Below are 24,616 nucleotides of genomic sequence, written 5' to 3' on the forward strand. Positions count from 1 at the left end.
CCCTGCCCTCCGCCGTCCGACCACCATCGGCGTCCACCCGATGAGCGCGCCGAGGCGCAAGACCGTCGCCCACGGTCGACGCCCCGACGGCACGCTCCGCATCGCGATGGTCGGGACGAGAGGCGTCCCGGCCGCCTACGGCGGCTTCGAGACCGCGGTCGAGGAGATCGGCAGCAGGCTCGCCGCCCGAGGACACGATGTCACGGTCTACTGTCGGCGCACCGCCGCAGAGCAGCCGGCGGAGCACCTCGGGATGCGCCTCGTGCACCTGCCCGCGGTCCGCAAGAAGGTCCTCGAGACCCTCAGCCACACCGCCCTGTCGGTCCTCCACATGGCAGTCACGCGCCGCAACGACGTCGCCTTCGTCTTCAACGCCGCGAACGCCCCCTTCGTCCCCGTCATCCGGGCCAAGCGCGTGCCGACGGCCGTCCACGTCGACGGTCTCGAGTGGAAGCGCGCGAAGTGGAGCGGCTCCGGCAAGCGGTACTACCGCTGGGCCGAGGAACGTTCCGTGCGCACCGCCGACGCCCTCATCGCCGACGCGGCCGGCATCGCCGACTACTACGAGCAGCAGTTCGGCGTGCCGACGGAACTGCTCACCTACGGGGCGAAGATCCTGGAGCAGCCGCGCACGGACCTGCTGGGCTCCGGTGCGGGCGTCGAGGCCGGTGCCTTCCACCTCGTGGTCGCCCGCTTCGAGCCAGAGAACCACGTCGACCTCATCGTCGAGGGCTTCATCCGCAGCGAGGCGCGACACCCGCTCGTCGTGGTCGGCTCCGCACCCTACGGCGCCGAGCACAGCGAACGCATCGCGGCCCTGGCCGCCAGCGACCCCCGGGTGCACCTGCTCGGCGGGGTCTGGGACCAGGAGCTCCTCGATCAGCTGTACGCGGGGGCACTGACCTACGTCCACGGCCACTCGGTCGGCGGCACGAACCCGTCGTTGCTCCGCGCCATGGGTGCCGGAACCGCCGTCATCGGTTTCGACTCGGTCTTCAACCACGAGGTCGTCGGGAGCACCGGTTCCTTCTTCGCCACGGCGGACGACGTCGCGCGGCTCATCGAGCAGGCCGAGCTGGACGAGGCGGGCACGGCGGCCCTCGGAGCAGCGCTCCAGGCACGCGCCGCCGAGGTGTACCGCTGGGACGCCATCGCCGACGGCTACGAGGCGCTCGCCCTGCGCCTGGCCGACGGCGCGACCATCCACGGCACCGGACGGTTCAACCGTCTGCCGATCGACTGGAACCCGAAACCCGTCGCCGGCATCCACCCGACACGCATCACCGAGAGCACCGGAGGATTGGCATGACCCGAATCACTGCCGACACCCGTTCGACCACCGAGTCCTACACCGAGATCGTCGCCCGCCTCGCCGGCGCCCAGAAGAAGCGCGCACCGGGGGCCCCTGCCTACTCCATCTACGTAAACCGCAAGGCCGGGCGGTATCTCGCCGCCGGGGCGTACAAGGTCGGACTGACCCCGAACGTCGTCACCGCGATCAGCGCGCTGTTCACCTTCGCCGGCATCGCGATGCTGGCGATCCTGCCGCCCGCCTGGTGGGTCGGTGTCGCCATCTGGCTCGCCCTCGCCATCGGGTACGCCTTCGACTCGGCCGACGGCCAGGTCGCCCGCCTGCGCGGCGGCGGCTCGGCGAGCGGCGAATGGCTGGACCACGTCGTCGACGCGACGAAGATCTCCACCCTGCACCTCGCGGTCCTCATCATGGTCTTCCGCCACTTCGACTTCACGAACCCGGCGCTGTACCTCATCCCGATGGGCTACACCGTGGTCGCCGCCGTCTCGTTCTTCGCGATGATCCTCAACGACCAGCTGAAGGCCGCCTACGGCCACAAGCCGGCCCTCGACGCCCGTCGGAGTTCGCCGATGCGCTCGCTGCTCGTCATCCCGACCGACTACGGCTTCCTCTGCATGATCTTCCTCCTCATCGGCTTCCCTCCCCTCTTCTTCGCCGCCTACACGCTAATGTTCATCGCGAACACCGGTCACCTGCTGCTCGCGTCCGTCAAGTGGTTCCGGGACATGGACCGTCTCGGTGCGGCTCCCGCCGCAGACGTCCGGAGCTGATCCGACGATGAACGGCCTTGGGGGGTCCGGCCGGTCGACTGCAGCGTCGCCCGGACGGAGGACACTACTGCTCGCGCATCCGAGCGCGGACCTGTACGGATCCGACCGCGTGTTCCTGGAGACGGTGGAGGCGTTCGTGCGCGACGGCTCCGACGTCGTCGTGACGATGCCGGCCGACGGGCCGCTGAGTGCGCTGCTCGTCGAGCGGGGCGCGCGGGTGCACATCGTGCCGACGCTGGTGCTGCGGAAGAGTCTGCTGACCCCCCGCGGGTTCGGCGCGCTCGTATCGCAGACCGTCCGCGGGCTGCGAGCAGGAGGACGACTCCTCCGATCGGTGCAGCCGGACCTCGTGTGGACCAACACCATCACGATCCCACTGTGGACGGCACTCGCCCGTCTGCACCGCCTGCCGTCCGTCGTGCACGTCCACGAGGCGGAGGGCTCGGCGAAGCCCGTCGTCATGCGCGCCCTCGCCTTCCCCCTGCTGTTCGCGGACCGGCTGATCGCGAACAGCCGCTACAGCGCCGAGACGCTCCAGCGCTCCTACCGTCGACTCGCCGGTCGGACGAGCGTCGTCCTGAACGGCGTACCCGGCCCCGACGCGGTGACGCAGCCCCGCGTGGACGTGCTCGACGAACTCCGCGTGCTCTTCGTCGGCCGTCTCTCACCGCGAAAGGGGCCGGACCTCGTGATCGAGGCCGTCGACGAGCTCACCCGCCGCGGTATCCGAGCGCGGGCCGACATCGTCGGCGCCGTCTACCCCGGTTACGAGTGGTTCGAGGACGAGCTGCTGGCCTCCATCGCGGAGCGTGGGCTCGAGGGCCGCGTCACGCTGCACGGATTCCAGCCGTCTCCGTGGGCCGCGCTCGCGACCAGCGACGTGCTCGTCGTGCCGTCCCGACTCGACGAGCCCTTCGGCAACACCGCGGTCGAGAGCATCCTCGCCGCCCGGCCGGTCGTGGTGAGCGACACCTCAGGGCTCCGCGAGGCGGCCGCGGGCTACCGTGCCGCGACCTTCGTGACCCCTGGGGACGCGACCGCCATCGCCGACGCCCTCGCCGAGATCCGATCGGACTGGGCCACCCGCTCCAGCGCGGCCATCGCGGATGAGCGAATCGCCGCCGACCGGCATTCCGTCCGTTCCTACCAGGACCGGATCATCGACTCCGTGGTCGGGCTCCCGATCCGGGCGCGGCGGAGCGGACGCGTCCATGTGTAGCGCCGACCGTCGTCCGGGCCGAGTCTCCGGTGGAGCCCGTCAGGCGGCGTCGCGTGAAGTCACGGCCGGCAGCGCGGCCGTGAGCGCGTCGACGACCGCTCCGACCTGCGCGATGGTGCGGTCGTGGGCGGCCGACCCCTGCAGGTGGCCGTCGGCGATGTCGAACGGGTCTGCAGGCGTCCTACTCCGCCCGAACCGGCGGAGGCCCGTGGGCTTCCGGCTCGCGGGTGCGAACCCGCGGCGCCCGTGGATGATCGTCGCGAAGCGGTCCAACACCCCGTCGGCGTCGACATCGGCCTCGTCTGCGAAGCCCGGCACGGTGGCCAGTGCAGCCGCCTCGCGCAGGGTGAACGTCCGAGACCGCGCCGCCGGAGCGAGCGCGGCGATGGCCGACCGCTCGGCCGTGGAGGCGGTGAGGATGAGTGACGCGCCCTCGACGATCTCCAGCGAGATCGGCCGCGAGCGGTGCGTACCGGCGAACGCCGCGAAGCCGTCGCCGCGCTCCACCCGCCTGACCCGTTCGCAGATCTCGGAGCCGACCCTGGCCGACACCCCGGCGCTCTCGACCACGACGCCGTCGAAGCCGGCCAGACCGCTCAACCGTCGATGCAACAGGAACTCCGCCAGCGGCGAGCGGCAGACGTTCGCCGCGCACACCAACAACAGTGTCTGGTCACGATGCTCGTCCAGATCCCTGCTCCCCTCGTCCTCCCCACATGATAGTGGGACCACCGGGACGGCCGTACCGGCCCTCCCGCAGCACAACCCCGGCCCGGTGCCGGCAGAAGGGCACTGACGTGACCGTTCACGACTACCTCGGCGCGATCCGCAAGCAGTGGGCCGTCATCCTCATCCTGGCGCTCCTCGGTGCAGCGGGTGGGTACGTCTACGCCCAGTCCATGCCGAGCATGTACCGCTCGACGAGCAGTGCCTATGCCTCGGCCGCCTACGGCGAGTCCACGAGCGAACTGGTGCAGGGGTCGACCTACGTGCAGAACCTCGTGCAGTCCTACGCGCTGATCGCGAAGTCGCCCTACGTGCTGCAGCCGGTCATCAACGACCTCGACCTCGACCTGAGCGTCGCCCAGCTCGCCCGCACGGTCACGGCCGACACCCCGCTCAACACGGTCGTCGTCGACATCTCCGTGGTGAACTCCGATCCCGAGCTCGCCAGGGCGATCGCCGACGGCATCGCCAAGTCGCTGTCGGACGCCGTCGCGAACATCTCCCCCAAGGACGCCGCGCAGGCGGCCTCGGTCCAGCTGACCATCATCTCGCCGGCCTCGGCGCCGGTGAACCCGGTCTCCCCGGACGTGCGGTTGATCACCGGCATCGGTGGCGTGATCGGCATCCTCCTCGGCCTCGCCTGGGCGGTCCTGCGCGAGTTGGTGGACACCCGGATCCGGAGCAACTCCGACATCGACCTCGTCACGGACCTGCCGCTCCTCGCCGAGATCGGCCGTACCTCGCGTGATCGTCGGATCGCCCAGGTCATCCGTTCGAGCCCGAACGGCATCACCGCCGAGGCGTTCCGATCGCTCTGCATGAGCCTGGCGTTCGCGGACGTCGACAAGCCCGTGGCCTCCATGGTGGTCACGTCGGCCCTCCCCGGTGAGGGCAAGAGCTCCGTGTCCGTCGGACTCGCCATGTCCCTCGCGGAGTCGAGCGGCAGCGTCATCCTCGTCGACGGTGACCTCAGGAACCCGTCCATCGCCGAGTACACGGGGCTCGACGGCACGGTCGGACTCACCAGCGTCCTGCTCGGCGACGCCTCCCTCGACGAGGCGGTGCAGCCCTGGGGCGTGCCAGGCCTCGACATCCTGGTCGCCGGAGCGGTCCCGCCGAACCCGAACCAGCTCCTCGCCTCGGACACGATGCGGAGCACGCTGGACCGGTTGAAGTCCCAGTACGACTTCGTGGTCATCGACACCTCCCCGGTCATCCCGGTCACCGACCCGCTGTGGCTCGTCCACGAGACCGACGGCGCGATCGTCGTGGTCCGCGAGCGTCGCACGAAGCGTCAGCAGCTCCAGAAGGCCCTGTCGACGCTCGACTCCGTCGGCGCGCGGGTGCTCGGCGTGGTGGCCAACGACGTCCGTCATCACGAGCGCACCACCTACTACACGGACGACGAGAACGCGCGGCCCCGGCAGAGCGCTCCCGTCCTGGGCGCGCGGCGTCGGCGACCGGTCGCGGCGACGACGACGGAGCCGACGCCCGAGACCGCGGGAGAGCGGTAACCCCCGTGTCCACGACCGCCCGACACGCGCGGCCGGCGCGCCGCGGTGGATCCGGTTCACGCGAGCCGTGGATCGATTCCGCGCGCGGGATCGCCATCATCCTCGTGGTGTTGTTCCACGCGGTGATGTATCTCGGGGTGGCCGGGATCACCGGGCCGTGGTCATTGGCCAGCACCCCGCTCGACACCTTCCGCATGCCGCTGTTCTTCTTCGTCTCCGGGCTGCTGGCGCCGTCAGCGCTCGCACGCCCCTTCCGGGATCTGTTCCGCAAGCGCCTCCTGCTCCTCCTCTACCTGTACGTCGTGTGGAGCACCCTGGAGACCGCCTACGGCGCGGTGATGCCCCCCGTGGGCGACGCTCAGGATCCCGTCACGTGGTGGTCGTTCGCGTCGATCCTGGTCCAGCCGCATCCGAACCTCTGGTTCATCTACGCCCTCCCGATCTACTTCGTCGTGGCCTGGCTCATCCGCCGCTGGCCGCGCCTGGTGCAGCTCGCCCTCGCGGCCGCGGTCTCCGCTGCGTTCGGGACCGGGATGCTCTCCTCGCTCGGTGTGCCCTGGGAGAAGGCGGGTCGCTACTTCTTCTTCTTCCTCCTGGCGGCGCACGCCGCGCCGCTCGTCAGACGTCTGGCGCCGCGTCTCGGGCTCGTGCACCTGCTCGTCCTGGTCGGGGTCTACGGCGGCATCGTCGTCTTCGTCCTCAGGACCCAGGCGCGTTTCGTCCCGTTCGTCCTCCTCGGAGCCGGCCTCGTGGCGACGGCGACGGGCATCGCGCTCGCCGTGGTGTTGTCCCGCTTCCGCTCCTGCTCCTTCCTAGCGGTTCTCGGCACGAGGACGCTCCCCGTCTACCTCGTTCATACGTTCCCTATGATCGCCGTAGCTGGCGTACTGCATCCGATCGCCGAGACGCTCCCGCTGTGGTGGAGAATCGTGCTCCCTCCCGCGCTCGCGGCGGCTTCCATCCTGATCTCCCTTGGGATCCACCGGCTCCTTCGGTCGGTGCCCGGCGTCTTCACCGTCCCGGTGAAGAGCTGGACGATCGCCTCAGAACCGCGTTCTCGAAACATGGACCCGTCACAGATCCTTGCTGTACCATCCGTCAACAGCACTATCGCGCCACCCGACCGAAACGGCCTGTCACGGGCCGAGTCCGCTCCATCCGACGCAGCTGAACCTCCCCCGCATCCACCCCGCGTCGACGGATCGGGCGCTCCCGATCCCCGTGAGGAACCCCTTCTTGACTTCCGACCTCCACGCAGCCGGTCCTCCCACGACCGACCGGCCAACGCTCCGATCGACGCGCCGTCGCGTCCGACCGACTGACCGCTCGAGCGGCATCCGCCGTGCCGGCACCGTCCTGGCGAGCGGTCTCGCGGCCGGAGCCCTGCTCCTGACCTCGCTCACGGCCGCAGCACCGGCGAACGCCGCAGGTGAGACCTGGTCCGTCGGCAAGCCCGTCGCGAGCGACACCTTCGCGCGGACGGTCGCGACCGGATTCGGCGCGGCCGATCTCGGAGGCGACTACACCTCCGCGGTCACCACCGGGATGGCCGTCGCGAACGGCGGCAGCATCACCTTCACCACCCCGGGGACCGCCCGCCAGGCACTGCTCGCCGGTGTGCAGATCGCAGACGTCCAGGCCACCGCCACCATCACCGTCCCAACCCTCCCCACCGCCGGGAGCGGCGTCTACTTCGGGCTGCAGGCCCGATCGGACGGCAAGCGGTACTACCAGAGCACGGTGCGCGTCACGCCCACCGGTTCGGTCTATCTCGGCACGGCACGCATTGACGGGTCGACCACGAACCAGAAGAAGCTGTCGAAGGAGGCGCTGGTCGCATCCGGTCTCCAGCCCGGCCAATCGCTGCAGATGGACCTGCGCACCCGGTCGTCCACCACCGTCACCGTGGCCAGTCGTGCGTGGGTCGTCGGAGCGGCGAAGCCCTCCTGGCAACGGATCGCGACCGACGCGAGCGCTGAGCGGCTCCAGTCCGGCGGGATCGGCGTGTGGAGTTACCTCTCCAGCGCGGCGGCACCGCTCGGTCTCGGGATCAGCGCCCTGAGCGCGGCCCCGGTGACCTCGTCGTCGGCCAACCCGGAACCCGAACCGACGACCCCGGTCCCCGCGCCGACCGAACCGACGGACCCCGTCGAGACCCCGGTGCCGGAACCGACTACACCAGCGACCCCGACGACCCCCACCGCTCCCGCGACGCCGACCACCCCGACCACGCCGACGGGCCCTGACACCCAGGTGCCGTCGAGCGGCCGAGGTTCGGCTGCGGTCGGGGCGACCTCGTACGCGATCCCGAAGGGCGCGTTGTACGTGACGGCAGGCAACGGCACCGGGGGCTCGGGCAGTCTCGCCTCGCCCTACACGTCACTGACGCACGCCGTCGCGAAGGCGCCGAATGGATCGACGCTGGTGCTGCGCGCCGGCACCTACCGCGAGAGCGTCGTCCTCGCGAGCTCGAAGCAGCTGACCATCCAGTCCTATCCCAAGGAAGCGGTCTGGTTGGACGGCAGTGACCGCGTCACCGGCTGGAACAAGAGTTCCACGGGCTGGGCCGTGACGGGCTGGAACACCGGCTTCGACACCAGCCCGACCTTCACCAAGGGTGCGTCGGACGGCAGTGCCGAGGCCATCAAGTTCATCAACCCCGCTTACCCGCTCGCCGCCTACCCCGACCAGGTGTGGGTCGACGGCGTCGCCCAGCAACAGGTCGCCAGTGAGCGAGCGGTGGGAACGGGCACCTTCTTCGTCGACCGCGCCGGGAAGCGCCTCATCCTCGGTACGGACCCTGCCGGGAAGACCGTCACGGCGAGCAAGCTCCAGACGGCACTCGCCGTGAAGAGCGTCGGCAGCGTCGTGCGCGGCCTCGGTGTCCGGAACTACGGCAACTCGGTGTACCAGATGGGTGCGATCACGGCTCAGAACGACGCCATCACCTTCGAGAACCTCGTGGTGCAGGACAACGCCACGATCGGCATGTACGCGTGGGGCACCGGCGTGACCTTCGCGAACATCACCGCGACCGGCAACGGGATGATGGGCGGCGGAGCGAACTCGGCCGACAAGTTCACGCTCAAGAACTCCGTGATCTCGGGCAACAACGTGCAGAACTTCAACCGGATGCCGGTGTCCGGCGGGTTCAAGATCACGCGTTCGCGCACCGTCGCCTTCACCGACAACGACTTCCAGAAGAACACCACCGTCGGCCTCTGGCTCGACGAGTCGGTGTACAACGGGAAGGTCTCGGGGAACCGTTCCATCGGCAACGGCGCGACCGGCATCATCCTCGAGATCTCGGACACGTTCTCCGTGACGAACAACGTCATCGCCTCGAACGGGCGGTACGGCCTGTGGATCGGGAACACCGGCAACGTGCAGGTCTGGAACAACACCATCACGGGCAACTCGATGGCCGCCCTGCAGCTGACCCAGGACAAGCGTCGCCAGACGAACGTGAACTCCGCGGGCCACGACCGGCGTCAGCCGCTGCCCGACATGACGGTGCCGTGGATCATCAAGAACGTCACGGTGTCGAACAACGTCATCTCGGGTGCCGGCGGCGGCTGCCTCGTCTGCGTGGAGGACCAGTCGAAGGAGTTCACGGCCGAGCAGATGAAGCTCACGCTGAACGGCAACGTCTACCAGCGCGCCTCCGCGAATGCCCCGTCGCTCGCGGTGCGCTGGGGACAGGGTGCAGCGACCGCGAAGAGCTTCGCGACGGTGGCCGCGTTCACGAAGGCGACCGGCCAGGAACGGCGGTCGGTCCTCGTCGAGGGCACCGCGGTCACGACGACGGGCTACCAGTTGACGCCGGCGGCCCTCGCCCAGTCGGCGCTCGTCGTGGTCGCCGTACCGAGCTCCATCGCCGGCCTGCTGGGATTGCAGGCCGGGATCGCCCCGGCGCGGGCGGGGAGCCTCCTCAGCCCCTGATCACCCCCGGATCATGATCGGAACGGCGTGTGCTCCGGCACACGCCGTTCCGTCGTCACCCCTCGCTTTGGGGGCAACATCCCCGCGAACGGGGGAAGGCCTTCCGGGGTGCCCTTCGGTAGGATCGGATGACCGGTGGACGGATGCAGACCCGGCGCATCCCCACTCCAGGCCCTCCCGAATCGACCGACGCCCGAACGTCCTCGAACCCTGCGGCCCCGGCGAACCGACGATCCGACCGGAGCCATGAGGGGGCGATCATGACGGCACGACCGAGCATCCGAGCGACCCGCCGGACCAGCCCCACGGCCCCCGCCGAAGCGCTCGCCCCGACGGCGGCCGTGCCGACGACACCGCTCCGGCCGCACACGTGGATGGACCGGACTGCGGCGGCGACGGCCCCGGTCCTCCTCGCGATGTCGATCGACCTGCCGCAGGGCCTGAAAGTGGGCTACGTCTTCGCCCTCCTCCTCATCCCGGTGTGGCTCCCCGTCCTGGCCCGCTTCCGCGAGGCCCGCCTGTTCGGCGTCCTCGGACTCGCCGCGATCGCCATGGGAGCCGTCCTGACCGCGTTCAGCAGCGCCGGACAGTCCACCAGCCAGACCCTCCTCGCCGGGAACTCCTTCATGGTGCTGGGGCTCGTCGCCGGCACCGGTGCACTGCTCTGGGCCCGTACGGTGATCGGCGCCCCCATGGTCGCGGTCTGGTTCGGGCTCGGCATGGTGGCGGCCATCCCCCTCGGGAACGGACTCTCGAGCGTCAACGTCTGGCGCTTCGGGCTGTCCCTGCCGCTGACCGTCCTGCTCCTGGCCCTGGCATGGCGCTGGAGCTCCCGGCTCATGGAGTTCGCGGTCATCGCCGTCATCGGCGTCGTCGGCGCCCTGAACGACGCCCGTTCCGGAAGCGCGATGCTCGTGATGACGGCGGCCCTCGTCCTCTGGCAGCTGCGTCCGTCGAGCCCGGGCGGACGCGGCTCCACGGTCCGGACACTCCTGGGCCTCGGCGTCCTCGCCGCGGCCGTGTACACCATCGCGCAGGCCGTGATCCTGGGCGGGCTGCTCGGTGAGCGGACGCAGGAACGCACCCAGGCGCAGATCGACACCTCGGGGAACCTCATCGTGGGCGGCAGGCCGGAGGCCGCCGCCACCGTCGAGCTCGTCGTGAACCGTCCGCTCGGCTACGGTTCTGGAGCGCTCCCGACCCTGTCCGACATCCTGTCGGCGAAGACCGGCATGTCCTTCATCGGCTACCAACCGAACAACGGCTACGTCGAGCGGTACATGTTCGGCAACGGCTACGAGGTCCACTCCATGATCGGCGACCTGTGGGTGCGCTTCGGACTCCTGGGGACCGCGCTGATCGTGCTCCTGTTCGTCCTGACCTTCCGGGCCATCGGCGACGGACTCGCCCGCCGCGCGGCCAGTGCCCTCGTGGTCTGGCTCGCCATCAGGATGCTGTGGAACCTGTGCTTCAGCCCGATCGACTCGTCCATGCTCCTCACGATGCTGTTCCTCGGGGTGGCCTTCGTCCCGGTGGCGACTCGGCACCGGGCCGATCCGTCGGGGACCGTCGCGCTGCGCACCCTGCCGAGCTCCCGGTCGGCGGTGCGCCGATGACCGCCGCCACGCCGCAGGCCAAGCCGCGCCTCGAGTGGGTCGACGCCGGCAAGGGGCTCGCGATCACCCTCGTCGCCATGTACCACTCGGCGAGCTGGTTGCTCGGCGCCGGGTTCGAGATCGACGGGTGGCGGCAGGTCAACGAGGCTCTGTCGTCGCTCCGCATGCCCCTGTTCTTCATGCTGGCCGGACTGTTCGCCGCGAAGTGGCTGACCGCGTCCTGGAGGGCACTGTGGCGGTCGAAGCTCTCCCTCTTCGTCTGGGTGTTCCTCATCTGGGAGGTCATCGGGTCGGCGGTCTTCCTCCTCGGGCTCACGATGAAGGGTCAGCCGATCAACCTCGTCGGCACGATCCGCGACCTGGTCGTCTCGCCCATCGCACCCCGGTTCGAGCTCTGGTTCATCTGGGCGCTCGCGATCTTCTTCGTCGTCGCGAAGCTCATCCGACGCATCGACTGGCGGATCCAGCTCGTGGTCGCCGGTGTCTGTTCGGCCGCCGCGCTCAGCGGCTGGGAGACCGCCAACATCGGGTGGAGCGGCTCGGTCAAGTACTGCTTCTTCTTCCTCGCCGGTCTGTACCTGAAGGACGCGGTGTTCCGACTGAGCCGCGCGCGGGTCGGGGTGCTCCTGGTGACCCTCATGGTCTCCTGGGTCGCGGTGTCCGCGGTGGTCGCCGTGTTCGGACTGCGCTGGGTGCCCGGCCTGTACTTCGTGAACTGCGTCCTCGGCGTCGTCACCGGGGTGACCGTCAGCCGCTGGCTCGCGCGGATCCCGCGCCTGGTGTCCATCGGGTCGAACACCCTACCGGTCTACCTGACCCACACACCGCTCATCATCGTCATGGCCTACCTGCTCGCACTGCTCGCGCGGGTCACACCGATCGCGATCGTGGCCCCCGGGCTCCCGCCGGTGCTGGCCGGACTCGCGATCGCCGGGTCACTGCTCATCAGCGGGGCCGCCATGCGCGGGCCGGCACGGGTGCTCTACGAGGCACCCGGGTTCCTCCGCGGACCGGCTCCTGCTCCGACGCGCGCACGGCACTCCGATGTCCGCTGAGCCCGCCCGGTCAGCCGACGGCGCTGCCCCAGTCGGAGACCTCGCCGACGGCCACGGCCGGGTTCCCCGCGACGACGGTGCGCGGTGGCACGTCGCGGCGGACGACCGAGCCCGCGCCGACGACGGCACCCTCGCCGAGGGTCACGCCCTTCAGCACCAGGCAGCGCGTCCCGATGAGGACCTTGCGCTCGATGACGATCGGCGCGGTGTGGGCGCGGCGTCGTCCGGTCGGCGACGTCGTCCAGTGGAAGTCGGTGTCGAGGATCTGCACCTCCCAGGAGATGCGGACGTCCGGTCCGATCTCCAGGCCCGATTCGACGTTCACGATGGTGCGCATGCCGATCTTCGACCCCTTCGACAGATGCAGCGTCGCACCCTCGCCGACCCACATCTGCGCGCCCTTCGACACCGTGCAGCCGCGGTCGAGCCGGTAGGTCCCCGGACCGCCGAGCTTCACGCCCGCCTCGATCCTCGCGCCCGGGTGTCCGCGGAGCACGCCACGTGCATAGCTCCAGAAGTGCTTCCGCACGGCACGCAGTCGTCCCATCGATCCATCCGATCCTCGAATTCCCCGACTGCGAGCCTAGCGGCGACCGTCGGACCGCCAGTACCCCGTCTCCGGAGGCCATTCCCTTGACCAAGCACCCGAGCACCATCACCGTCCAGCAGTCCTTCCCGGAACCGCGGCCGACCACGAATCCGTACATCGTCATGCTGCGCGACCACCTCGCGACGACGCCCGGCGTCGCGGTGCGGACGTTCTCCTGGCGCGGGGCCATCCTCGGTCGGTACGACGTCTTCCACGCCCATTGGCCCGAGATCCTGGTGTCCGGATCCTCGGCTCCCAAACGCGCCGTCCGCCAGCTCCTCACCCTGGTCCTGCTGGCGAGGCTCGCCCTCACGCGGACGCCCATCGTGCGGACGCTCCACAACCTCCACCGGCCGTCCGGGATCTCGCGGGTCGAGCACGCACTCCTCGGACTGTTCGAGCGCCGGACGTCCTTCGTCATCGTGCTCAACGAGCAGACGGTCCCACCCGCAGGCGTCGGCGCAGCCCTCATCCCGCACGGTCACTACCGCGACTGGTACGCGCGGTTCCCGCAGCGGGACGCCGTGAGCGGTCGCCTGAGCTATTTCGGCCTCATCCGGCGGTACAAGGGTGTCGACGGTCTGCTCCGTGCGTTCACGGCCCTTCCCGGGAGCGAGCACAGCCTCCGGGTGGCCGGACGGCCGTCCAGTGACGAGCTCGCGGCCGAACTGCGCGGCCTGGCGGAGGACGACGACCGGATCGACCTCAGCCTCGAGTTCCTGAGCGACGCCGAGCTCGTGGACGTCGCGCGGCAGGGAGAGCTCGTCGTCCTGCCCTACCGCGAGATGCACAACTCGGGCGGCGCGCTCGCCGCGCTCTCCGTCGACCGTCCCGTGCTCGTCCCGTCCAACGCGGTCAACGAGCGGCTCTCCGCCGAGGTGGGACCCGGCTGGGTCGTGCAGTACGAGGGAGAGCTCGACGCCGCCGACCTCGAGCGCGCCCTCCGGGTCGTCTCGGATCCGTCACGGAGCAGCTCCCCCGACCTCTCGGCCCGGGACTGGGACCTGTCCGGCGAGCTGCACCTCGCGGCGTATCGATCGGCGCTCGGCGACGATCGACCGGACGCGTCCGGCTCCGCTGCGCGGAAGTCCGACGTCCGTGCGATCTGAGCTGCACGAGCCCACCCGGCACGCGGACACCGCTCAGGCGTCGACGCGTCGGTACTCCTCGTACGAATACCCCACGGCACCGGCGATCATCCCGAAGCCGCGCGCCAGCGTCCGGACGCCTTTCGCCCGATGGCGGAGGGATCGGGTGACGAGACCGACCGCCGACCTCACCGCGCCCCCGGCCGCGCGCACGAGCCCCTTGGCGATGCAGCGGACCCTCGCCGTGAGCCGTCCGCGGAGGGAGTCCTCGAGCGCGATGGACGTCTGGCTCCAGCTGTTGCCGCTGCTGAACGCTCGGCGCACCACCCAGTCGCGCGTGCTGCGGGCTGCCGGGACGATGTCCCAGACCACCGCCTCGTCGCACCACACGAGACGTCCGCCGGTGGCGTGCAGCGTCCGGGTGAACATCGTGTCCTCGCCGCCCGCGTGCCCGAAGGCCGTGTCGAACACCAGCCCGAGGCCGCGGACCACCCGCAGGTCGATCAGCAGGTTGTTGGTGGCTGCCACCGACACCGCCGTGCCCGTCGGCATCCGGCGCCGGGTGAAGAACTCCCCCGCCTGGATCCAGGCGGAGGGTTCCCGCTCGAAGCGGGAGACGACGGGGCCGACCACGGCCACGGCGTCGCCGCGGTCGAAGGTCGCGACGAGGTCCACCAGCCACCGCTCGGTCGGCCGTTCATCGTCGTCGATGAACACCAGCAGGTCGCTCGCAGCGGCCTCGGCGAGCGCACGGTTGCGTGCGGCGGTGATGCCGCTCTCCGATTCGCAGCGATATGTGAGCACGACCGGGCCCGCCGACGGGAACGCCTCGACGAAGGCCCGGGCGCTCTCCTGCGGATCGTTGTCGACGACCAGCACCTCGACGCGCTCGAACCGCTCGATCACCTGCTCGGCCTGCTCGATCAGCGCCGGCAGCGCCACCCGGAGGTCGTCCGGCCTCCGGAAGGTCAACATGGCCACGACCAACGAGGTCGCGGGCTGGCGTCCGGTGGCTCCGGCCGGGGTCTCCGAGTGCATGTGCTCCCTCTCCGCGGCAGAGCCGTCGATCGATGACCAGACTATTGGGTGCCGGGACGTCCCCACCGCCCCCACCTCGGGCGTCGTCGCGGCGGTGTGCGCATGACCGCCGGGACCGCGCCGGGGACCACGAGCGGCGACTTCGGCCGCCATGCCGCCCGGGGCGCGGCCGTCACGATGGTCGGTCAGCTCACCAGGATCCTCGTCCAGGTGGTGTCCGTGGTCGTGCTCGCGCGGTTCCTCACGCCCAACGACTACGGCCTCTTCGCGATGGTCATGGCCGTCGTCGGCGTGTCGGAGATCTTCCGCGACTTCGGGCTCTCCAACGCAGCGATCCAGGCGAAGACCCTCAGTGATCGACAGCGCGACATCCTGTTCTGGGCGAACTCGGGCATCGGCATCGCGCTCGGCGCGATCATCTTCGGTCTGGCCTACCTGATCGCGGCACTCTACGGGAAGCCCGAGCTCGTGCCGCTCGCGCAGTTCATGGGGCTCGCCTTCCTCCTGAACGGCGTCTGCACCCAGCACCGTGCGAGCCTCAGCCGGTCGCTGCGCTTCACGACGCTCGCCGTCGTCGACGTCGCCGCCGCCGTCATCGCGCTCGCTGTCGCCATCGTCTTCGCCGTCGTCGGCGCCGGGTACTGGGCCCTGGCCTGGCAGATGGTGACGCTGTCGTTCGCGACGCTGATCCTCGTGCTCATCGCGTCGCGCTGGCTCCCCCGGCTCCCGCGACGCGGGGTCGACATGCGGGGCTTCTACCGGTTCGGTTGGAACATGGTCGCCACCCAGCTCGTGGGCTACGCGGCCAACAACACGGACTCCTTCGTCATCGGCCTGCGCCTCGGTGCGGCTCCGCTCGGCATCTACAGCCGAGGCTTCCAGCTCCTCATGAACCCGCTGAACCAGCTCCGCGCGCCGGTCACCCGCGTCGCGATCCCGGTCCTCTCGCGGATCCAGGACCAGCAGGCGCGCTTCGACTCCTACGTCGTGCGCGGACAGGTCGCACTCGGCTACACGCTCGTCGCTGGCCTCGGGCTCGTCGCCGGCGCCGCGGAACCGATCGTGGCCCTCGGTCTCGGCGAGCGCTGGCTCGAGGTGGCCCCGGTCCTCCGGTTCCTGACGGTGGCCGGTGCCTTCCAGACCCTCGCCCTCGTCGGGTACTGGGTCTACGTGTCGAAGGGGCTCACCGCCCGGCTGTTCCAGTTCACGCTCATGAGTGCGGCCCTGAAGATCACCTTCGTGCTCATCGGGTCGAACTGGGGCGTCGTCGGCGTGGCCGCGGGCTTCGCCCTCGAGCCGGTGGTGTCCTGGCCGCTCTCGCTCTGGTGGTTGAACCGTTGGGCGCCGATCCCGATCCGGAAGCTCCTGTTCGGGGTCGTGCGCATCTCGCTGCTGACCCTCGCAGCCGGGGCCGCCGCGTACGCTGCGACCGTCCTCACCGTTGGCGGCGGTTCCGTCCTGCAGATCCTTGCCGCGATCGTGGCGGACCTCGCGGTGTACGGCCTCGCCGCACTCGTGATCCCCGCCGTGCGTCGAGACCTGCGGATGGTCCTCAGCATCGTCTCGGCCGCGCGACGGTCGAAGACCCCACCCGCCGCCTCGACCGAGCCGGACGGCCCTGCCGACGACGGGAGTCTCGCATGAACACCGCCGCCGTCCCCGACTTCCGCGGCACCGCCGTCGTGGTCGTCAACTACGGCTCAAGTGCGCTGCTCGCCGAGCACCTCACGAGACTCACCCGGGACGCTCCGGGGCTCGTGACGGTCGTCGTCGACAACCTGACGACCACCGCGGAGCGCGCCCGGCTCCAGACCCTGGCCACCGCCGAGGGCTGGTACCTGGTGGAGCCGTCGGGCAACCTCGGCTTCGGAGCAGGCGTGAACGCCGGCGTCGAACTCGCCGTCGAGGCGGGAGCCAGCCGGTTCGTGATCCTCAACCCCGACGCGGAACTCCTCCCGGCCGCTGCGGCCGCACTGTTCGCCGCGTGCGAGGCCGACCCATCGGCCCTGGTCGCGCCGCGCATCCTCCGCCCGGACGGCAGCCTCTGGTTCGGCGGGTCCGACCTGTACCTGGACGACGGTCGTATCCGCTCCCGTCGTCGTCGCCTGGCGACGGTGCCGCTCCATCGGATCGAGCCCTGGCTCACCGGCGCGTGCCTCGCCATCGGCCTGTCGCTCTGGCGCGAGATCGGTGGCTTCTCGGACGAGTACTTCCTCTACTGGGAGGATGTCGACCTGTCGCACAAGGTCGTCGCCGCCGGGGGCACGCTGCTCGTCCTCGACGGCGTCACCGCCGTGCACGCGGAGGGCGGGACCCAGGCCGTCGGACAGACCTCGTCCGGTCAGGCCAAGTCGGGGCTGTACTACTTCTACAACATCCGGAACCGCCTCGTCTTCGCCGCGCTCCACCTCAGCGAGCGCGACGAGGCCTCGTGGCGGCGCTCCACCCTCGCGGTCTCGTGGGAGATCCTGCTCCAGGGCGGCCGGAAGCAGTTGCTGACGAACCCGTCCGTGGTGTGGACCGCCGTCCGTGCGATCCGCGACGGCCGCCGACTCGCGGCGCGGATCCGCGCCGAACGGGCCTCCACCCACTGATCGGGGCCCGCACCGAGAAACGCCCCTGATGAGCATCAGGGGCGTTTCTCGGTGTGCTCCGTATCCCGACGGAGGCACATCTGGCGATGTCCCGGCGCTGCGAACACCGGTGGACACCGCCGTTGATGCGGCCGGGAGTGGGCGTCTCATCGAGGACGGCGTCCACTCCCGGCCGGGTCTCGGTCAGCTCAGAGCGCGGTGACCCGGTAGCCGGTGTAGTTCACGACGACCGGACCGTTGGTGATGGTGCTGGAGAGGTAGGTGTCCACCCCGACCGACCCCGGCGCCTGCAGCGCGGCGGTCGTGTCGGTGGTGCTCGCCTGCCAGTCGGGCTCGGTCTGCCCGTCCGCCCAGGCCTTGGCCTTGATGGCGGTCGTGCCGACACCGGACACCTGCGTACGGACCGTGATCTTCATCCCGGGGGTGTACGCGAGGCCGGCGATGTTCACCGCGGTCAACGCCGTGGATCCCTTCATCAGCTGCAGACGCAGGACACCGTTCGCCTGCACCCAGACGCGCGCCGCGTAGTTGTCGGCGCCGACCTGACGGCCGACCAGGGAGACGAACTGTCCCCCACCGGTCGATGCCTGTGCGATCGTGAACGACACCGTCGAATCGGTCGCGGTGGACGAGACCTGGGCGAGTCGAGCGGTGCGGGACTGCCCGGCCGTGGCCGAGATGAGGCCGGCGGTGCCGTTCACCGAGAACGACGACGCCGTCCCGGCGAGCGTCCACGGGCCGCCGGTCTGCGCGGCTCCCCAGCTGTTGGCCGCGGTCCGTGCGAACGTGTCCGCCGCGATGACGACCGGATTGGGGTCGACCGGGGGCACGATCGGCGCGGTGACCGTGACGGTCCGCGTGGTCGTGGCCGTGAGCCCGCCGTTGTCCGTGACCGTCGCGGTGACCGTGTAGGTCCCGTCGGCGGCGTAAACGTGTGAGGACGTCGAGCCGGTTCCGGTCGTGCCGTCTCCGTAGTCCCACGCGACCGAGGCGATCGTGCCGTCGGGATCGGTGGACGCGGTGGCGTCGAGCGCCGCGGTGAGCCCGGAGGCCGTCGCCGTAAACGACGCGGTCGGAGCCTGGTTCACCGGGGTCGGCTGGGCCGCACCCGGCGTCGCTGCGAGCAGGTCGTCGAAGGTGACGGTCACCGGTCCGTTCGTGGTCGATCCCGACAGGTAGCTGCTGAGGCCGACCAGGCCGGCGGACTGCAGCCCGGCGGTGGAGTCGGTCGCCTGGACCTGCCAGGCGGTCGGCTCCGTCGCGCCGGCGACCCAGACCTTCGCGCCGAGGGTGGTGGGCGAGGCACCCGTCACCTGCAGCTTGATCTGGAGCGCCTGTCCGGCGGTGTAGGTGAGGCCCGGGACGGTGACGGCCTGGAGAGCCGTCGCACCCTGCAGGAGCTGGATGCGGACCGCTCCGTTCGCCTGGATCCAGACGCGGGTGGAGTAGAACGCGCTCCCGACCTGGCGACCGATGACGGACGCGTACACGCCGCCACCGTTCGCCACGGCGGAGGCCGTGATCTTCGCGCTCACCGTCACGTCCGTCGCGGACACCGCGTTGAGGCGTGCCGTGCGGGTCCCGCCCGCGGGCAGCGACATCTTGCCCGTGCCGTTGCCGACCGAGAAGCTGGTGTTGCCTCCGGCGACGGTCCAGGCTCCGCCCGTCCCCGCCGTGCCCCACGCGTTGCTCGCGGTGCGCTCGAAGGTGTCCGCCGCGTAGGTGGACGCCACCGGGATCTCCGCGACCGTGACACTCAGGGTCGTGGCCGCCGTGCCGCCGCGGTTGTCCGTCACGGTCTGAGTGACCGTGTAGGTGCCCGCCGTCGCGTAGCTGTGGGTCGTCGTCGTCCCGGTGCCGGTCGCTCCGTCACCGAAGTCCCACGCCACCGAGGCGATGGTCCCGTCCGGGTCCGAGGCACCCGATCCGTCGAAGCTCGCCGTCAGTCCGGTGGACGCCGCCGTGAAGCTCGCGACCGGCAGCTGGTTGGGAGCCAGCGTCGTGGCGACGTCGTGCGAGACGCTCGCGGTCGCGCCGACGCTGTCGGTGACCGTCAGGCTCACGCTGAACGTGCCCGCCGTGGCGTACGTGTGCGTCGCGGTGACGCCCGTCCCGGTGGTCCCGTCGCCGAAGTTCCAGGCGTACGAGGCGATCGTCCCGTCGGGATCGACCGAGGCGGAGGCGTCGAAGGACCCGTCCAGGTTCACGACCGTCGGTGTGAAGGCCGCGGTCGGGAGCTGGTTCGGAGCCACGGCCGTCACCGTCTGCTGAGTGGTGGCCGTTCCACCGCGGTTGTCCGTCACCGTGAGGCTGACGGTGTAGCTGCCGCTCGCGGCGTAGGTGTGGGAAGCCGTGGCGCCGGTGCCGGTCTGGCCGTCACCGAAGTCCCAGGCGTAGGAGCTGACGACCCCGTCCGTGTCGGTCGAGGCCGACGCATCCGTGGTGAGCTGGAGGTTCGCGACGGCATTCGTGAACGCGGCGGTCGGCAGCACGTTGGGAGCCTGGCCGAGGCCGAGCTCACGGTGCTGGGTGACCTGGGCGTCGGTCAGCGGCGCGTTGTACACGGCGACCTCGTCGATCTTTCCGTTGAAGTACGGGACCGAACCCTGCCAGGCGTTGTCGCCGCCGACCCGCCAGTACCCGGTGTAGTCCTGCGCACCGGTCTGCGGGTTGGTACCGACGGACGAGCCGTCGATGAACAGCTTCATGCCGGCTGCGGACTGCTGGGCGACCACGTGGTGCCACTGGCCGTCGTTGACGGCGGCCTGTGAGGTGATCGTGTTCTCCTGGCCGGTCCAGGTGCCGAAGACGAGCTTGCCGTCGGGACGCAGGAAGACGTGTCGGTCGTACCCGCCGGACCCGCCGGTCTGGTTGGAGCCGAAGCCGATGACCTTGCCGCCCTGGGTGGAGGTGGTCTGGAACCAGGCCTCCATCGCGTAGCTGGTCGGGTTGGAGTAGCTCGACTGGCTCGAGACACCGCCCTCGTCCCAGCCGTTGGAGGTGAACTGGGCCGCCCGGTTGTCGACGCCGGAGATGGCGCCGTTCGCACCCTTGGTGACCTGACCGAAGTACAGGCCGTTCGACTCGGTCGGGCCGGCGTCGACGGCGGTGGACCCGCTCGTCTCGTTGAGGCGCCAGTAGAGTGCAGGGTCGAGGCCGAACACCGCGGCGCCGTAAGCGTCGGCCGGTGCGGTCGGGACGGTGGACGTGCGGCCGGAGGCGACGTAGTGGGCGTCGACCTGCTGGCGCGTCAGGACCGTCGGGAACACGGACACGTCGTCGATGTCGCCGGAGAAGTTGCTGCTGCTCGGGCCGTTGGGCCAGCCACCGAGGCTGTCACCACCGACACGCCAGTAGCCGTTGAAGACCTGACCGCTCGTGACGTCGGCCCGGGCCGCGACCTTCCGCCCGTCGACGAACAACTGCATGCCGTTCGCTCCGAGTGAGGCGGCGACCTGGTGCCACTCGCCGTCGTTATACGCCTTGGGGCTGGTCACGACGTTCGTCGCGCCCGTGTAGGTGCCGAAGTTCAGTCGGCCGTCGTTGCCCATGTAGACGTGACGGTCGTAGGAGGAGGAGTTGCCGGTCGCGGATCCGCCGAACCCGATGATCTTGCCGCCGGAGGTGGTCGTGGTCTTGAACCACGCCTCCGTGGTGAAGACGTTCGGGGACGGCCGCTGGACGGTGGAGGAGCTGGATCCGCCCGAGAAGGTGGTGGCCGCGTTGTTCGAGGCGGCTTCCTGGCCAACCGCTCCGCGCGTCACGCCGGTGGCGGTGAGGGTCAGGTCGTCACCCGAGGTCCAGTCGAAGCCGGTGGTCCCGCTCGACTCGCCGAGCGGCCAGAGGGAGGTCGCGCCGTCGTTCAGCACCGACTGCTGGTAGCTGCTGATCACGCCGTCCTCGGAGACGGTGACCGCGACGTTGAGTCCCTGCTGGAAGTTGCCGTACGGGTCGGTCGCCCTGATCCGGTAGTTGTAGGACTGTCCGGGCGTCAGGCCGGTGTCGAGGAAGGACATGACCGGGCGCTTCCAGAACGTGGAGGAGGCCTGGGTCGTGTACACGGGCGAGGCCGTGACGTTGTTGCGGATCACCTGGTAGGTGAGGTCCGAGTTGTCGCGGTCGTAATTGGCCTGCCAGGAGATGCGGGCCGTCCCACGGCTGAACGACGTGACGGTGGGCACGAAGTTGGAGCCGGTGAGTCGGGGGCCGTCCTTGTTCGGGGCGATCGACGCCTTCGCGAACCGCACGAGGCCCTGCATGCCCGTGCCGTTCACCTGGGTGAACTCACCGGCGTAGAGCACGTAGTCACCGGCGACGGTCACGTCCCAGGCGCCCTGACCGGTACCGGTGTAGCTGCCGGTGTTGATCGTCGGGAACCAGTTGAGCAGGGTCGGTGCCGGGGTGCCTGCGAAGTTGTAGTAGCCGTACGGGTCGGCGGTCAGCGTGCCGGTGGTGGCCTTGGTGAAGGCGGTCGCGCGCTGGAAGCCCCAGGGGTCGGTCTGCGGGTATCCGCCGACGTTGCCGCAGTAGTGGGCGTGGCTGGCCACGTAGACGACGTCGGTGTCGGCCGCCACGGAGTACGAGTCGCCGTGGCAGTCCTCGACCCACTGCAGCTCGCCGCCGGTCCAGTCGGCCTTGAACGCGCCCTCGATGTTGCCGCCCTTGCCGAAGGTGTACCCGGTGCCGTAGACGCTCGTGCCGTCACTCGTGAGCGAGTTGATCGACGCCTCCTCACCGCCGTTGCGGACGAGGGAGTTGACCGCCCACGGCATGGAGCTGCCGGAGGTGGTGCTCAGAGCCGCGAGCCCGTAGCCGGGGCTGTTCGAACCGTTCACCGACGTGAAGTTGCCACCGATGACGATCTTCGAGGAGTCGGGGCTGAGGACGAGCGCCTGCACCGTTCCGCCGACGACGTCCGGTGCGAGGCCGGTCAGTGCGCCGTTCGAGGCGGCGAAGCCCGCCACACCGGCGCGGGCCGAGCCCTGCGCCGAGGTGAACTGACCACCGGCGTAGACGGTCGTGTCCGTCGCGGTGACCGCCTTGACGATCGAGTTGATCGAGGGCGCGAAGCCGGCGACCAGCGTCTGCGTCGCCACGTCGAACGCCGCGAGGCGGTACCGGGTCGTCCCGTTGACCGCCGTGAACTGCCCGCCCGCGTACAACTTCGTACCGTCGGGCGATGCCGCCAGCGAGCGCACCTGCTGGTTGAAGTTCGGTGCCCACGGGAGCAGCGCGCCCGTCGACAGGGTGTAGGCGAGGAAGTTGTTGCGGGTCACGGTGTTCGCACCGGCCGCGGATCCCGCCGGTCGCGCGGTCGTGAACGAGCCGGCGACGTAGACGGTGTTGCCGATGACGACCTGGTCCCAGACGACGCCGTTGATCTGCGGCGCGGGAAGGGCGTCGGACGAGACCGTCGCGGGCTGGCCGGTGGTCGGCGTGGTGTCGGCCGATGCCGCCTGTGCGGTAGTCAGCGTGCCGAACAGGACGGCCGCGACGGTGATGCCGACGAGGGCGAGGCGGCGCGCGCCGGATGGTCGGTGCGTCCGCCGCGTGATCGCGGGCTCGGACAACAGCAGTGTGGTCATGGTGTATCTCGCAGTCTTCTCGGGTGAAGGAGTCGGACCGCTGGCACACACGTTCGGGAGACGCGGGCGGGCTGATGAGGTCCTCCACGCAGTCAAGCGCAAGATGGGGGACGACGATGCACCCCGTTGGGGGCAGATGCACCCCCAGATCAGGGGTGACTTTCGCTGACGGCGCCGATCACACCTGACAGATCGACAGCTGTCTGATACAGAGCGATCGTCAGCGCGGTGCGGATCCCTCGAAGACGACTGCCGGCTCGGCCGCCGCGTAGTCCACGGTCACCCGGACGGCGTCGCGCGCGTCCTCGGGGACGTTGAAGACGAAGGTGCCACGGACGGTCTCGCCCGCCGCCACCTGCTCGGGGAACGGCACGCCGCCCGGAGCGGCCAGCTCGATCGCCGGCGTGAGATCTGCTCCGTAATAGGCGTTCGCGACCGCGCCCGCCAGGGAGTAGGCGTCGGAACCGGAGTTGGTGAAGGCGATCGTCACCCGGATCGACGGGCCGGCGACCTCGCCGGGCTGAGACGCCTCGCCGTCCACGGCCTCCAACGATTCGATGCGCACGCTCACCGCGTCACTCACCGGGGCGGTCTCGTCGAGACCGATCGCGCCGTCGCTCGATCCGGCGGGGGGCAACGTCGAGCCGGGCTCCGCGGTCGGCAGCGTCGACGAGGAGGACGAGGGAAGTGCGGACGGCGCGGTCGTGCCCTGCCCCGACGGCGTGCCCGGTCGGACGGTCGACCACAGGACGATCCCGACGACGACGAGGGCGACGACCACGGAGACCACGATGGTCACGAGGCGGCGACGCCCCGGTGCTCCGGCTTCGTGTGCTGCGGGGGACACCTCGGTGCGGTCTTCTGCTTCGGCCATGTCATGCTCCAGATCGTCTCGGGAACTGTATCGCACCGGCCCGTCAGGGGGCATCGGAGCCGGCACCCCTCCTCGGGTGGCACCTGAAAGTGGACTCGGCAAGCGCTGATGACCCTCATACCCTCGGAAGAGGCTCAATGAACGCGCCGAAGACGACAGGGAAACACTCGAGTGGGGAGCGTTCGGCGATGACCGATCAGCAGAGCAGCGCGCAGCAGTCCGGACGACAGGGACGCGTCGGCTACGCCGCAGGGGCGTTCGACCTCTTCCACGTCGGCCACCTCAACATCCTCCGTCACGCGAAGAGCGCCTGCGACTACCTCATCGCCGGGGTCGTCTCCGACGAGCTGCTGCGCACCCGGAAGCGCATCGAGCCGATCGTCCCGCTGACGGAACGCCTCGAGATCGTCCGTCACATCGGCTTCGTCGACGAGGCCGTCGAGGAGACCTGGGAGGACAAGCTCCAGGCGTGGGACGCCCTGCGGTTCGACATCTTCTTCAAGGGCGACGACTGGCGCGGCACCGCGGAAGGCCTCCGTCTCGAAGCCGAGTTCGCCAAGGTCGGCGTCGAGGTCGTCTACTTCCCCTACACGATGAGCACCTCCAGCACCGCGCTCCGTCGTGCGCTCGCGCACCTCGACGAGCAGCGCGAGCTCGACACCACACTCGTCCAGGCCTGAGCCCCGCCACT

17 protein-coding genes are annotated in these 24,616 nt (G+C 70.0%); 12 read left to right on the top strand and 5 right to left on the bottom strand.

Going from position 1 to position 24,616, the window contains the following annotated elements; genetic code table 11:
• Window positions 1-40 precede the first annotated feature (40 nt).
• From CCK91_RS14455 to CCK91_RS14465, 3 genes are all read left to right on the top strand, one after another.
• Window positions 41-1,309 carry a glycosyltransferase gene (locus CCK91_RS14455; RefSeq protein WP_086474721.1) on the top strand — a complete coding sequence of 423 codons (1,269 nt, stop codon included), beginning with the start codon at window positions 41-43 and terminating at the stop codon, window positions 1,307-1,309.
• Window positions 1,306-2,085: a CDP-alcohol phosphatidyltransferase family protein gene (locus CCK91_RS14460; RefSeq protein WP_086474574.1), complete on the top strand. Its 780-nt coding sequence runs from the start codon at window positions 1,306-1,308 to the stop codon at window positions 2,083-2,085. The genes CCK91_RS14455 and CCK91_RS14460 overlap by 4 nt, the downstream gene beginning before the upstream one ends.
• A 109-nt stretch (window positions 2,086-2,194) precedes the next feature.
• Window positions 2,195-3,304 carry a glycosyltransferase gene (locus CCK91_RS14465; protein WP_229939401.1) on the top strand — a complete coding sequence of 370 codons (1,110 nt, stop codon included), beginning with the start codon at window positions 2,195-2,197 and terminating at the stop codon, window positions 3,302-3,304.
• 39 nt (window positions 3,305-3,343) lie between these two features.
• On the opposite strand, the gene CCK91_RS14470 is transcribed toward CCK91_RS14465, so the two are convergent.
• Window positions 3,344-3,961, bottom strand: a complete 618-nt coding sequence (locus CCK91_RS14470; protein ID WP_165767058.1) for an arsenate reductase/protein-tyrosine-phosphatase family protein — start codon at window positions 3,959-3,961, stop codon at window positions 3,344-3,346.
• A gap of 140 nt (window positions 3,962-4,101) precedes the next feature.
• Here CCK91_RS14470 and CCK91_RS14475 point away from each other — a divergent pair, with 140 nt between their 5' ends.
• The 5 genes from CCK91_RS14475 to CCK91_RS14495 all read left to right on the top strand — a co-directional run bounded on the left by CCK91_RS14475 (window position 4,102) and on the right by CCK91_RS14495 (window position 12,157).
• On the top strand, window positions 4,102-5,544 hold the full coding sequence (locus CCK91_RS14475; RefSeq protein ID WP_165767059.1) for a polysaccharide biosynthesis tyrosine autokinase: 1,443 nt from the start codon (window positions 4,102-4,104) through the stop codon (window positions 5,542-5,544).
• 5 nt (window positions 5,545-5,549) lie between these two features.
• Window positions 5,550-6,866, top strand: coding sequence for an acyltransferase family protein (locus CCK91_RS14480; protein WP_086474576.1), 1,317 nt, complete (start codon window positions 5,550-5,552; stop codon window positions 6,864-6,866).
• Complete coding sequence (locus CCK91_RS14485; protein WP_086474577.1) at window positions 6,781-9,486, top strand: right-handed parallel beta-helix repeat-containing protein; 2,706 nt, start codon at window positions 6,781-6,783, stop codon at window positions 9,484-9,486. Before CCK91_RS14480 ends, CCK91_RS14485 begins: the two co-directional genes overlap by 86 nt.
• 260 nt (window positions 9,487-9,746) lie before the next feature.
• Window positions 9,747-11,102: a hypothetical protein gene (locus CCK91_RS14490; protein ID WP_133060006.1), complete on the top strand. Its 1,356-nt coding sequence runs from the start codon at window positions 9,747-9,749 to the stop codon at window positions 11,100-11,102.
• The gene (locus CCK91_RS14495; protein WP_086474579.1) at window positions 11,099-12,157 is read left to right on the top strand and encodes an acyltransferase family protein; all 1,059 of its coding nucleotides are present in this window, start codon (window positions 11,099-11,101) and stop codon (window positions 12,155-12,157) included. The genes CCK91_RS14490 and CCK91_RS14495 overlap by 4 nt, the downstream gene beginning before the upstream one ends.
• A gap of 10 nt (window positions 12,158-12,167) precedes the next feature.
• On the opposite strand, the gene CCK91_RS14500 is transcribed toward CCK91_RS14495, so the two are convergent.
• The gene (locus CCK91_RS14500; RefSeq protein ID WP_086474580.1) at window positions 12,168-12,704 is read right to left on the bottom strand and encodes an acyltransferase; all 537 of its coding nucleotides are present in this window, start codon (window positions 12,702-12,704) and stop codon (window positions 12,168-12,170) included.
• An 86-nt stretch (window positions 12,705-12,790) separates the two neighbouring features.
• On the opposite strand from CCK91_RS14500, the gene CCK91_RS14505 reads away from it, so the two are divergent.
• Entirely contained in the window at window positions 12,791-13,855 is a 1,065-nt protein-coding gene (locus CCK91_RS14505; RefSeq protein ID WP_242664550.1) for a glycosyl transferase, read from the top strand.
• A 33-nt stretch (window positions 13,856-13,888) separates the two neighbouring features.
• Here the strand turns inward: CCK91_RS14505 and CCK91_RS14510 are convergent, their stop codons facing one another.
• Complete coding sequence (locus CCK91_RS14510) at window positions 13,889-14,872, bottom strand: glycosyltransferase family 2 protein (protein WP_086474581.1); 984 nt, start codon at window positions 14,870-14,872, stop codon at window positions 13,889-13,891.
• Between the two features lie 102 nt (window positions 14,873-14,974).
• Here CCK91_RS14510 and CCK91_RS14515 point away from each other — a divergent pair, with 102 nt between their 5' ends.
• Both CCK91_RS14515 and CCK91_RS14520 read left to right on the top strand, forming a co-directional pair.
• Entirely contained in the window at window positions 14,975-16,516 is a 1,542-nt protein-coding gene (locus tag CCK91_RS14515; RefSeq protein ID WP_086474582.1) for a lipopolysaccharide biosynthesis protein, read from the top strand.
• Entirely contained in the window at window positions 16,513-17,466 is a 954-nt protein-coding gene (locus tag CCK91_RS14520; RefSeq protein WP_086474583.1) for a glycosyltransferase family 2 protein, read from the top strand. Before CCK91_RS14515 ends, CCK91_RS14520 begins: the two co-directional genes overlap by 4 nt.
• 188 nt (window positions 17,467-17,654) lie before the next feature.
• Here the strand turns inward: CCK91_RS14520 and CCK91_RS14525 are convergent, their stop codons facing one another.
• Both CCK91_RS14525 and CCK91_RS14530 read right to left on the bottom strand, forming a co-directional pair.
• Window positions 17,655-23,051, bottom strand: coding sequence for a PKD domain-containing protein (locus tag CCK91_RS14525; protein WP_086474584.1), 5,397 nt, complete (start codon window positions 23,049-23,051; stop codon window positions 17,655-17,657).
• 220 nt (window positions 23,052-23,271) lie between these two features.
• Window positions 23,272-23,925, bottom strand: coding sequence for a hypothetical protein (locus CCK91_RS14530; protein WP_086474585.1), 654 nt, complete (start codon window positions 23,923-23,925; stop codon window positions 23,272-23,274).
• A 188-nt stretch (window positions 23,926-24,113) separates the two neighbouring features.
• Between CCK91_RS14530 and CCK91_RS14535 the strand changes: the two genes are divergently transcribed.
• Window positions 24,114-24,605 carry an adenylyltransferase/cytidyltransferase family protein gene (locus tag CCK91_RS14535; protein WP_086474586.1) on the top strand — a complete coding sequence of 164 codons (492 nt, stop codon included), beginning with the start codon at window positions 24,114-24,116 and terminating at the stop codon, window positions 24,603-24,605.
• The last annotated feature ends 11 nt before the right edge of the window (window positions 24,606-24,616 follow it).

Origin of the sequence: Plantibacter elymi (nom. nud.) (assembly GCF_900177795.1) — a bacterium.
In the GTDB taxonomy this organism is placed as follows: domain Bacteria; phylum Actinomycetota; class Actinomycetes; order Actinomycetales; family Microbacteriaceae; genus Plantibacter; species Plantibacter elymi.

Bases quoted from the DNA above. Each gene is read 5' to 3' on its own strand.
- CCK91_RS14495 (WP_086474579.1), top strand. From the start codon at position 11,099: ATGACCGCCGCCACGCCGCAGGCCAAGCCGCGCCTCGAGTGGGTCGAC.
- CCK91_RS14520 (WP_086474583.1), top strand. From the start codon at position 16,513: ATGAACACCGCCGCCGTCCCCGACTTCCGCGGCACCGCCGTCGTGGTC.
- CCK91_RS14510 (WP_086474581.1), bottom strand. From the start codon at position 14,872: ATGCACTCGGAGACCCCGGCCGGAGCCACCGGACGCCAGCCCGCGACC.
- CCK91_RS14460 (WP_086474574.1), top strand. From the start codon at position 1,306: ATGACCCGAATCACTGCCGACACCCGTTCGACCACCGAGTCCTACACC.
- CCK91_RS14455 (WP_086474721.1), top strand. From the start codon at position 41: ATGAGCGCGCCGAGGCGCAAGACCGTCGCCCACGGTCGACGCCCCGAC.
- CCK91_RS14515 (WP_086474582.1), top strand. From the start codon at position 14,975: ATGACCGCCGGGACCGCGCCGGGGACCACGAGCGGCGACTTCGGCCGC.
- CCK91_RS14535 (WP_086474586.1), top strand. From the start codon at position 24,114: ATGACCGATCAGCAGAGCAGCGCGCAGCAGTCCGGACGACAGGGACGC.
- CCK91_RS14525 (WP_086474584.1), bottom strand. From the start codon at position 23,051: ATGACCACACTGCTGTTGTCCGAGCCCGCGATCACGCGGCGGACGCAC.
- CCK91_RS14530 (WP_086474585.1), bottom strand. From the start codon at position 23,925: ATGGCCGAAGCAGAAGACCGCACCGAGGTGTCCCCCGCAGCACACGAA.
- CCK91_RS14490 (WP_133060006.1), top strand. From the start codon at position 9,747: ATGACGGCACGACCGAGCATCCGAGCGACCCGCCGGACCAGCCCCACG.
- CCK91_RS14500 (WP_086474580.1), bottom strand. From the start codon at position 12,704: ATGGGACGACTGCGTGCCGTGCGGAAGCACTTCTGGAGCTATGCACGT.